The organism is Alicyclobacillus acidiphilus NBRC 100859 (assembly GCF_001544355.1).
GTDB classification, from domain to species: Bacteria; Bacillota; Bacilli; order Alicyclobacillales; family Alicyclobacillaceae; genus Alicyclobacillus; species Alicyclobacillus acidiphilus.
The window spans coordinates 1-10,398 of sequence record NZ_BCQI01000088.1 but is presented as its reverse complement, the minus strand read 5'-3'; the positions used below and the strand labels follow the sequence as shown (position 1 = coordinate 10,398).

Annotated in this window: 9 protein-coding genes and 1 pseudogene; 9 read left to right on the top strand and 1 reads right to left on the bottom strand. The window is 47.5% G+C overall.

Annotated elements, in window-relative coordinates; translation table 11 throughout:
- From AAC01S_RS17130 to AAC01S_RS17110, 4 genes are all read left to right on the top strand, one after another.
- The coding region (locus tag AAC01S_RS17130; protein WP_157071263.1) for a cysteine desulfurase family protein at positions 1-613 on the top strand (613 nt) is incomplete at its 5' end.
- Between the two features lie 45 nt (positions 614-658).
- Complete coding sequence (locus AAC01S_RS17125; RefSeq protein WP_067625342.1) at positions 659-1,135, top strand: class I SAM-dependent methyltransferase; 477 nt, start codon at positions 659-661, stop codon at positions 1,133-1,135.
- Positions 1,136-2,789: 1,654 nt separating this feature from the next.
- Positions 2,790-2,975 carry a hypothetical protein gene (locus tag AAC01S_RS17115; protein ID WP_067625337.1) on the top strand — a complete coding sequence of 62 codons (186 nt, stop codon included), beginning with the start codon at positions 2,790-2,792 and terminating at the stop codon, positions 2,973-2,975.
- Positions 2,972-5,428: an AAA family ATPase gene (locus AAC01S_RS17110; RefSeq protein WP_067625334.1), complete on the top strand. Its 2,457-nt coding sequence runs from the start codon at positions 2,972-2,974 to the stop codon at positions 5,426-5,428. Before AAC01S_RS17115 ends, AAC01S_RS17110 begins: the two co-directional genes overlap by 4 nt.
- Before the next feature lie 870 nt (positions 5,429-6,298).
- On the opposite strand, the gene AAC01S_RS17105 is transcribed toward AAC01S_RS17110, so the two are convergent.
- A complete protein-coding gene (locus tag AAC01S_RS17105) occupies positions 6,299-6,823 on the bottom strand; it encodes a hypothetical protein (protein ID WP_067625331.1) in 525 nt (174 codons plus the stop codon).
- 213 nt (positions 6,824-7,036) lie between these two features.
- Here AAC01S_RS17105 and AAC01S_RS17100 point away from each other — a divergent pair, with 213 nt between their 5' ends.
- The 5 genes and pseudogenes from AAC01S_RS17100 to AAC01S_RS17080 form a co-directional block, all read left to right on the top strand.
- Positions 7,037-8,023 (top strand): DEAD/DEAH box helicase, encoded by a 987-nt coding sequence (locus AAC01S_RS17100; RefSeq protein WP_083511929.1) that lies wholly within the window; start codon positions 7,037-7,039, stop codon positions 8,021-8,023.
- An 89-nt stretch (positions 8,024-8,112) separates the two neighbouring features.
- Positions 8,113-8,343 (top strand): hypothetical protein, encoded by a 231-nt coding sequence (locus AAC01S_RS17095; RefSeq protein ID WP_067625325.1) that lies wholly within the window; start codon positions 8,113-8,115, stop codon positions 8,341-8,343.
- Positions 8,344-8,736 carry a type II toxin-antitoxin system VapC family toxin gene (locus tag AAC01S_RS17090; RefSeq protein WP_067625322.1) on the top strand — a complete coding sequence of 131 codons (393 nt, stop codon included), beginning with the start codon at positions 8,344-8,346 and terminating at the stop codon, positions 8,734-8,736.
- A 605-nt stretch (positions 8,737-9,341) separates the two neighbouring features.
- Positions 9,342-9,611, top strand: a pseudogene (locus tag AAC01S_RS20380) (integrase); the annotation flags it as partial.
- Positions 9,612-9,866: 255 nt separating this feature from the next.
- On the top strand, positions 9,867-10,398 hold a 532-nt coding region (locus AAC01S_RS17080), incomplete at its 3' end, for a GntR family transcriptional regulator (RefSeq protein WP_067625317.1).

Here is a 10,398-nt window from a genome sequence, read left to right as displayed (position 1 = left end):
ATATAACATTCTGTTCCATACCGACGCAGCCCAAGCGGTTGGGAAAATCCCGACAAGAGTTGATGAACTGGGTGTCGATTTACTGTCGGTAGCTGGACACAAATTATATGCACCAAAAGGCATAGGTGCTCTGTACATAAGAAGAGGAACTCCGATTGAATCATTGGTACATGGAGCCGGACACGAGGGAGGAAGACGGGCCGGAACTGAAAATATTCTGCTTGCCGTTGGACTCGGTATGGCCTGCGACCTAGCGTCAGAGAACCTCAAGAATGCTAAAACAAAAGAATTACGTGATTATTTTTGGGATGAATTAAAGAGGTATTTCAAAGAGGGCATTGCGTTAAATGGACATCCTGAGGAACGCCTTCCCAATACATTAAGCGTAAGTTTTATCGGGAAGGTCGGTCAGGACATATTGGAAAGTATTCCTGAACTTGCTGCTTCCACAGGTTCCGCTTGTCATTCGGGGATGGTTCAGATTTCCTCTGTGTTAAAGGCGATGAAAGTTGAGGAACGGGTAGGTAAGGGAACGATCCGGTTCAGTTTGGGAAGATATACAACAAAAGAGGAAATCGATGAAGTAGTACGGTTGTTAAAAGAAAGGGTTTGAAGACGATGGGGACAGCGGCTTTATTTGATGAGAAGGCCAGTACGTATGATGATTTTTGCCGTACGCCGCTCGGTCACTTCGTTGATGTGGTCGAACATGAAATCTGCTATAGCAAGGCCAGAGCAAGGGGAAAAGGCAATTGACCTTGGCTGCGGTACAGGTTCCTACACGTATTGGCTGAACGATATAGGGCTTTCTGTGGTGGTAGGTGTTGATATTTCGCAGAATATGTTGGAATTGGCACGCCGTAAGCGGGTGAGTAATGTAACCTTTCTGCAAGCAGATCTAGTCCACCTGCCTTTCAACGATAACATGTTCGACTTGGCGATTTGCAACGCTGTGCTTGAATTTACAGAAGATCCGGTAGCGGCTTTACGTGAAGGGCTTCGTGTTGTAAAACCCGGCGGTCGATTGGTTGTCGGTTGTATCAATAAGTATGGTGCATGGGGAAAGAAATACACCAAGCCGTGGCCAAGAAGATCCCACGAGTATCTACAGCCACGCTCAGTTTTTCTCGTTTGAAGATGATTCGAAAATGTTGCCAAGCAATCTTTCTGAGGTTCGTTTCGGACTCTATGTTGGATCTGATGAATTTCAAGACTTTGACACTGCAATGCGATTGGAGCGACATCTTGAAGTCAACATCAGGACGCTGGTTATTTTGTTGTACGATGGGACAAGAATCACTAAACCCTGAACGGTGACGTGTGCAAGCTGTGTTTAGTCTACTTTTGGGATTGGTATGGAGTCTGAAGATGCAGGCATCCCTGTTCAAACAATGACCGAAAATGGGTTTTTTTACAAAGCAACGACACAGTAACAAACAGTGGCGATATATCACAATGGAGCGTTCTGTTGGTCGTATGTGTCAAGATCACCGTTAAACGCCGATAACCGGCCGTCACCAGCCGGTTATCTGAGAACCAGACCCATTAACTCCGACTGAGCGCCACATCGCCCGTCGGGACCCTGCCAGTTAGCGGCTGGCGGGGTCTCTTCGTGATCTGATTATATCAGGGGGCGAAATTCGTTGCAACGTACTCAGCATGGAGGTTCGTATAACCGGCCTGCTACCATAGCAATGTCCAATCCGGCTCCGACCAATTCTCGGCAGTAGGTATGTCAAATTAGCAGTTTACCACAGTTCGACCTCATCATTTCATCAAATCCTACTCTTGTGGCAACCTGGACGCATTTTATACGAGAAAAATTAGAATGCGTTTTGCGCTTTGCACAGGCACCCCACGGACCGGACACTTGTCACGGTTTGGTCGCTGGTTTCGCACTCGTGGAATGGGCTTGAAGGCTTTACCGACGCGCAGACGGACGATTGCATTGTAGAGGTCTTGGAAGGTGACAGGACTCTTAGCAGGATCGCCAAGTCGGTTGCGAAAATCTCTACTGCGGTACGTGCGCCGTAGTATGGTTCGCTCGGGCCACAGGAGAATCTGCCTGGTCGAATGGTTTCGGATCGAGCCCTCTCATCCCCGGCGGGTGTACTGTGTGCTGGGTGAAGCCTACGAACACCTCAAAGCGAGAATTTGATGGTAGTTGTCAAGAATGTGGAGCCGGTTGGCATCAGCAGCGAATCGGGAAGGAGCTCTAACCGTATCCGGTGCCTGTGCCAAGACCAATCAATTTCCAGTTGTCCGTGAGAAAGCCGATACTTGGGTTGTCGTTTTCCGCGATTATACCGAGACTTTTGTCCGGAAAAGTTGCGGCTATGGTATCATGAAGGCGATCTTTTGTACATTATGCCGAGGCTTTGTTGTCCAAAAATCGTGGCGCTTGGCCCAAGAAGCGACAAAGCGGATACTTTTTTATCAGCCGATACTTTTTTGTCCTTGGATATTTGTAGTAACCAATAGGTTTGGATGGATACAGACTGAGTTCTTTGAATCGAAGGAGTTGTCTACCTTTCAACTAACTTCTTTATGCAGAGTTTTCTATCGCAGGTACATCTTGATTACTGCTAAGTACATCGAGTCGCTCGTTACTGCTGTCATGCGATCAGTCCATATAAACTCGAATAGGCCGGATTACTTCCAAGTGCAGGGGCGTCAATCACATCCGGCATACCTGGCGCCGAACGTTGCCTTTGGGATTAGAAATGAAATTTGTTTGTATCTCAAGATCCAAATGGAAGAATTGAGTATATGATCGAGGTGAAATTAGGATGAGTTCAGAAAAGAGCCTTTCAAAGGAGGTCATTGAGGATTTCCTGGCTGCCTTACAGAAGGATGAGCGATTACCATTGAATGTTATACAGGCCTTTAATAGATTACGAGAAACTGAGAAACTAACGGACAGCACAGCTATCAAAACCATGTTGGAACAGGTCGTGGGGAGTGAATCGCCGTGAAGCTTGAGGAGATTGAAATTCACAACATTCGCGGTGTGCGGGACTTGGAACTCAAGCCTCGTGGCAGGAACATGGTGATCTGGGGCTCTAATGGAACGGGCAAGAGTACCATTGTAGATGCGATAGATTTCCTATTTACAGGTAAAATTTCACGGCTATCAGGTCAAGGATCCAGAGGAATTTCGCTAAGAACTCACGGTAATCATATTGACAGCGATCCGAAAAGTTCTTTTGTTAGGGCTAAAATCTTTATACCCGAATTAGGTCAAGTTGTAGAGGTGCGCCGAAACCTTTCTAAACCTAATGTAATTGATTGTGATGAAGCAGTTCGAGACCACGTGGAACGTTCTTTTCAGCTATTCGAACGTGGTCACTATATTCTCACACGTAGAGATATTTTACGGTATATTACTGCTGAGCCGAATGAAAGAGCCAAGGAGATACAGGCTCTCTTGAACATGACCGACATTGAGAAGATTCGACAGGCGTTGGTAAATGTCCAGACGGAATTCAAAAAAGAACTTCAAAGCGCAGAAAAACTATTTCAGCGGACTGTAGCTGAGTTGTCCGCGACTGTGGAAGATAAAGTATCTGAAGTCTCAGAACGAGTAATTCTTGAAATGATAAACAGTTACCGATCCATTTTGGGGGGTGAATCCATCTGGGACCTCGTGGATATTAAAAAAGGAATTAATCCACCCACTTCTGTAAGTTACCCTACACTAACTAACGTTACACGCATAAAGAAGAGCATTGATGCTCTGGGAAATTTTCTGTCCGATGACCAGATGTCTCAGGCAATTTTGAAAGATGATGAGGAACTGCGAAGAACTCTTAGTGAGTTAAGGTCAGATCCCATAATTATCCATTATGTTAAACATGCTCAACTCCTGGATATTGGTCTACAGTTGATAGAAGATGGGGCTTGCCCTTTGTGTGACACGAAGTGGCCGCCTGGGGAATTGGTTGTCTATTTGGAGAGCAAAAGGACCAAGGTAAATGTTGGTCATAACCTGTCAGAAAAAATAAGTTTGGTTGCAATGAGGCTGAACGAACGGTTCTTACAAATTTTAACGCACATAAATCACCTGTTAAATGAACTAGATAAAAATGAGTTCTCATTTGATACCTCACTGTTGCGGAGTTGGCAAAGGGATATTGAATGTTTCTTGGAGTCGGTCAACAAAGCAGTTGACCTTTATCCAGTGCCGCAATTTTCGCGTGAACGGATAGGACAAGCCTTAGCCCCCACAAACATAACGGAGCATTTAACCTCTCTGATGCAAACGGTGTCCGATGTATTTCCCGAACTAACTCCTGAGCAACGCGCTTGGGATACACTTACCACTTTGGAGGCTCAGATACGACTTTGGAAAGCAGCAGTTATCGATCTAAAGAAGGCAAGGCGACTGTCCGAATACGCGGAACTTCTTTCATCATCATTCCTAGACTCAAGGGACAAAGTCCTCAATGCAGTGTACGAAAGGGCAAAAGAGCGGTTTGAAGAGTTTTACCGAGCGCTTCATTATTCCGATGAAGGTTCGCTGACTGCCAAGCTTGAACCAGATGGCGCAGGTATTATCTTTGAAATTGACTTCTATGGTCGAGGTTCCTTCCCACCGAGGGCTTATCATAGTGAAGGACACCAGGACAGCATGGGACTAGCTTTGTATTTAGCCATTGCTGACGTCATTCACAAAGATGCAGTCAATCTTCTTGTCCTGGACGATGTCGTCATGGCGATTGATTCTGACCATAGGCGTGAAATCTGCAAACTGCTTTCAACAAAATTTCCGACGAAGCAATTCATTATCACCACCCATGATCGTACTTGGATGTACCAACTTAAGCAAGAGGGGGTCGTCAATTCAAAAAATATTGTTGAGCTATATAATTGGAGCATTGAGGTGGGTCCACATGTTAACGAGGAAAGTGACATGTGGCATCTTATAGATATTGACTTAGACAAGAACGATGTCCCGTCAGCAGCAGCCAGGTTGCGACGAGGTAGTGAACAGTACTTCGCTACGCTTTGTGACGCACTGCAAGCCCGCGTAAGGTTTAGACTCGACGGAAGATGGGAATTGGGAGACTACATGACTGCGGCAATAAAATCGTTGAAAGACTACCTCAAAATGGCCAAAAAGGCCGCTAATTCATGGGGGAATAGAAACGAGGTCGAACGTATTACTGAATTTGAAAGTATGCTCAACCAGATTTTAACTCGAATCGATTCAGAGCGGTGGGCCGTCAACCCGAATGTTCATTACAACCAGTGGGCCAATTTTACCAAGGCAGACTTTCGACCGGTCGTAGATGCCTTTCGAGACTTTTTCCAGCAGCTTGTGTGTTCTGTCTGCGCATCGACACTACGTTTATCTGTCGTCAATCACGAGCCATATGATCTTCGTTGCAATTGTGGTAGCCTAAGATTTAATTTAGTCGCCCGCTAAAAAGTTCTCATGAATATGCAGAACACGGTAAATCGAAGTGCCACCTTAATAACAGGTGTCGCGGGGACACGTGTCTCGTGTTCGTCCAGTTCAGGGACAGATACAAAGAGCCAGTACTAGTCCACAAGTATCCGTGCTCAAGCTGCCTCGCGCCGGAGTATATTTCTTCACCGAACGTACGCTGCTTCAAAGCTCGCGCGTTGCTAATCTCCGTTGGAGCCAACATCCGTTTACAAAATCGATCGGTGCCAGGTAGTAAGGGGACTCGGCTAATTAACACCACTTAATGAGACACCACTCATTTCGTAGTCGATTAGATAGTTCAGATGTTTCGTGCATACAACAACGAGGGTATAACGGAGGCCGTCGCACGCAGTTCCCTGGACAACGGCTTTGGAGTCCCTCTCCATGCCGGGCATAAAGCACGGTCAGAAGATAGCCGCAGGTGCCTAACCCTTGGAAGAGGCCGCTGCTGAATACACTGGTTAAACCAAAACATGTCCTTGCGTTACGTTTGTTAACGAAAAATTGGCACGTAGTGACCAAGATCCCAACCCTCAAACCTAATATTTTACAGATATCCCGGTTCTCAATGAACGATACGTTAACCATCTGTAAGACCATTCAGAGAGAAAGTCCTACTGTGACGCGGGCTTTCCGACATTGCCGCACTGTTGGTTAACTTATGGTTTAACTCTTGGTCAATTTATGCAATAAGTCACATGGTTCGGAACCCAGTCTCCTTGCGGGGACTGGGTTTTTTGATGTTGTGAAAGAGTTCGGGAAAGGCGGGGGAGTGGGGTGGTGGCGGTCTCAGGTTGTTGCAGGCACAAAAAGGGTGCCACGAAACCATGGCACCAAACGCTTGAACTATTGAACTATGATTTTCACTGGTTGAGACGAGACATTATAATCCACGAAAGTTACGGTGTATGTCCCAGCAGTTGGGATCGTGGTTGTATACGAAAAATGGCCGTTCGTGTCGGTCATGGCAACCCGTCCGTTCGACGTTTCTTCGGGTTGGTCCAACCCCATAACACCTAACTCAGTATCAGGAGCACCGACACCATTTTTCAGCAATGCCACTCCTGAGATGGTGATGGACTGACCGACCTTCGCTTTCATCGGCGCAGAGCTAACTGTGATTTTCAACGGCTCGTTTTGTGTCGTCATACTCCAAGTCGTTTTGTTCCAAGATACCCCCATCAGTAGCCGCTGTTGGAGGAAAAGGTCTGCGTAGTAAACAGGAATATACGTTGTCGGCGCTTTGGTTGCCGGATCATTGGCTACAAATTTTGGTGCTCGAACGAAGTCGTCCTGGTTACTACCGATCGAAAACTGTATCTCGCCAGCAGGTGGTGTTCCCGTTTGAGGTTCACCAGAAACATTGACCATCTCCCACGTTTTCGGTGTAGAGGTAACGTCAAGGGTGTTTCCGTTCCATGTTGTTTGAACACCAACGGACTTTAACTCTTCCTACAAGTAATAAACAGGGACCCAAGTTGTCGGTTTTCCTGACCATGGGTCGTTCAAGACGACGTGCTGCGGGGTAAGCGTTTGTTCGCCAGTCATTTCGATTGTAGTAGGTTCGTATTCTACAGTGCTTCGATGATTGCCGCGAGAGGCTCGAATACACTTATTTTGGTGCACCGAACACAGTTGATGGAACAATGGCGAGAACGTGTGGCGGCGTTTTTAAATATCCCCATAAAGGAAATTGGGTTGGTAGGTGGTGGAAAGTCAAACAGAACAGGGCGGATCGACATCGCGTTAATTCAGAGCCTCTACGTGAACCGGGAGGTCAAAGATTTCGTGGCGGATTACGGTCATATCATTGTCGACGAATGCCATCATATTTCTGCAGTAAGCTTTGAACAAGTTCTGAGACAGGCAAGGTCGAGATATGTACTTGGGCTGACAGCTACTCTGGCTCGCAAGGATGGGAAGCATCCCATCGTGTTGATGCAATGCGGTCCAGTTCGTTACAGAGTCGATGCTAAATCTCAAGCAATGAAGCGACCTTTCTTTCACGTAGTCATACCTAGGCATACGGATTTTAAACTCTCCGAGAATGAATCAGATTTAAGTATACAGCAAGTGTACGATAGGCTTCTGTTTGATGAAGCGCGGAACGACATGATATTTGACGACTTGCTGTCCGCTCTAAATCAGGGCAGATCCCCGATTCTGCTGACAGATCGCAGGTCACATCTCGAGTATTTCGAAGAGAGACTGAAGGGTTTTGCGAAGAATATCATTGTACTTCGTGGAGGGATGGGCAAGAAACAGATGAAAGTAGCCCAGGAAAAGATTAATGCCATTCCACCGGGAGAAGAGCGAGTCATACTCGCGACTGGCCGCTTTATCGGCGAAGGATTTGACGATGAACGTCTAGATACCCTTTTTCTTGTTCTCCCAATTTCTTGGAAGGGAACTTTGCAACAGTATGCAGGCCGATTGCATCGCATTTATGACCTAAAGGAAGAAGTTCAAATTTACGATTACGTTGATGACTGTGTCCCCATGTTGTCGCGAATGTACCAGAAAAGACTTAAGGGATACCAAGCGATGGGTTATACAGAGAGGAATCATTGAGTTCTTCTGTCTGTGGATTTAACTACATGGTCAGGTGCTATAATTAATGGTAATGGACTTGGAAAACGGCGAAAGAGGTGTTTCTCCCAATGGCGATGAATGAGAAACTGGATCCGGAACTTGCCACGAAACTTCGGGATTTTCTAAAGAAGAATCATATTGATCGAAAGCGAATCGTGATTGATGTTGAATCTGAGACGATAGAACTAGAACCAGTTGAAGACTTGGAAGAAATCTTAAGTGCTCCCCCGGATTTCACCGAGGAAGAGGCGGCACAAGCTATCGATAACATTCGTCGCTCCCGAGAGGAGTGGGCGTGATTGCCGAGGTATTTGCTTGATTCCAATATCGGAATATACCTATTAGCGAATGACGAATCTGTCACCAACTTCCTTCGGATAATTACTGGCGAGGGGGCATCATTCTTCTTTTCGGCTATTTCCGAGTGTGAGATCAGAAACAATTTAAGACCTGGTGAACATCTGAGGGCGGACAGACTTTTGAGCGAACGACGTATTCTTGTGGTGGATTCGAAGGTGGCACGACGAGCCGCACAGTTGCAAATGAGCCAACGCGCAAACGGTCGGTCGATTAAAACGCCGGATGCCTTAATTTTAGCCACGGCGCTTGAAAATGAACTCTCCTTTGTTTCTAGGGATAAACAACTTCGATTTGCACAATCCGAATACGGTTTAGAATTTATCGAGCCGTAGTGTTCTTTTTGCTTCAAGTACAAATACCGGGCGTTGTGGTGGAAGTCGTGGTTTTGTCCTGACACGATTCGCCTCCACCAAGAGAAACCACGACCAACCATCGTGGCGAAACCCAGCCTGCCTTGCGGCGGCTGGGTTTTTAGAGTGTTTGCAGGGTCTTCGAGTAGGACTCCCGATTGTACAACATGCGGACTGGTATGACGCAATTAGGAAAAGGGAGGCACTTTGATGAAAATAACCGAGAGCGTAACAGTTGTGTGTTGCAGGATAGAAGTGCAGGGTGTGGCGGTGGATGAAGCGCTGGCAGGGGGTATATGGACAAGCTTGACAGCCAGTTCTGGCAGCATGTGATCTCACTTCATCCCTCCATCCGTATGCCACGGGGACGGGATCGGCCAACCCACCGCCTGAGATACTGGCGACAGATCTGGATGGAGCTTTCGCCAAGCAAAGTGAACATTGCTCTCTTTCATGGCCTATACCAGCTCCGCCAAGCACAGTCGGCCAGCGTGGCATAGCCAATCCCACAATTTAGTCTATGGAGCAGCCAGCCACTCCCGTCCGAGAATAGGCTTGTACCGATTCTGGAGAGAGGAGATGGCGTAATGGACCGAAGGAAGTTGGCTAAGGAGATTGCGGCGTTTCGATACGGGACGATTGCGCCCATTGTGAGCCGACAAACGCCGCTGTCTCCAGGGGAATTGCGTGCCTATTTCGAGCGGATGGTGCAACAATCGTACGCAATCCCTGGTACGACCAGAACGACGCTTAGCGTGCGAACTTTGGAACGATGGCTGGAGGCCTACCGGAAAGGCGGATACGATGCGCTGATGCCCAAAACCCGCAGCGACAAAGGGCGCCACCGGTTACCAGACAATCGGCGTGCTTTGTCCGATAGACTTATGCACCGCTCGCTTATGCTGGTCAACTTTTCGATTGACGAGCCCACTCCCCGCAATATGGTCACCACAATGCAAGTTACACCTCTACGTCTTGTAAACGCGGACTCATCATTTGTTTACAGACTATTAACAGCAATCCCTGAACGGTCATAACATTTCGTCGATATGATGCACTTGTATATACAAGTGAAAGATGTCACCTGGAACTCGAGGTGACTGAGGTGAACCATGGTCAATCGGTATTTGGAGATTCGTGAAGAAATTCTGGCTCGCATCGGGCGCAGTGAATGGACGCAAGGAACCCGTTTGCCTAGCGAAAATCAGTTGGCGAAAGAGTATGGCGTCACGCGCGTCACCGTTCGCAAGGCGCTAGCCGCGTTGGAGCAGGATCGAGTGCTGACCACTCGGCAAGGCGTTGGGCGATACGTCAATCCGCGCAGCCGAATTGTGTCGGAGCTTACGAAACTAGAAAGCACGGACAAGATGATGGCCGTGTCGAACACGACCGTGCGCAAGCAATTGGTCGAGTTCAAAGATATCGGATTGGATGTCGACGAAGCTACCCACTTGGAATTGGAGCCTGGCGCGCCAGCGGTGAGAATGGTTCGCATCCGATTCGCGTCCATGCGACGGGCGGCTGTATCGGTGAACATCTTTCCGAAAGAATGCGCTCCTGCCGATCCCGTCGATGGATCGCTGCTCGACACCATGGATCAACTGGGGTACCACGTGGACTACGCGCAGACTGAGATCATTATGC

Coding starts and splice junctions, on each gene's coding strand:
- AAC01S_RS17125 (WP_067625342.1), top strand. CDS start 659: ATGATGATTTTTGCCGTACGCCGCTCGGTCACTTCGTTGATGTGGTCG.
- AAC01S_RS17115 (WP_067625337.1), top strand. CDS start 2,790: ATGAGTTCAGAAAAGAGCCTTTCAAAGGAGGTCATTGAGGATTTCCTG.
- AAC01S_RS17105 (WP_067625331.1), bottom strand. CDS start 6,823: ATGGTCAATGTTTCTGGTGAACCTCAAACGGGAACACCACCTGCTGGC.
- AAC01S_RS17100 (WP_083511929.1), top strand. CDS start 7,037: ATGATTGCCGCGAGAGGCTCGAATACACTTATTTTGGTGCACCGAACA.
- AAC01S_RS17095 (WP_067625325.1), top strand. CDS start 8,113: ATGGCGATGAATGAGAAACTGGATCCGGAACTTGCCACGAAACTTCGG.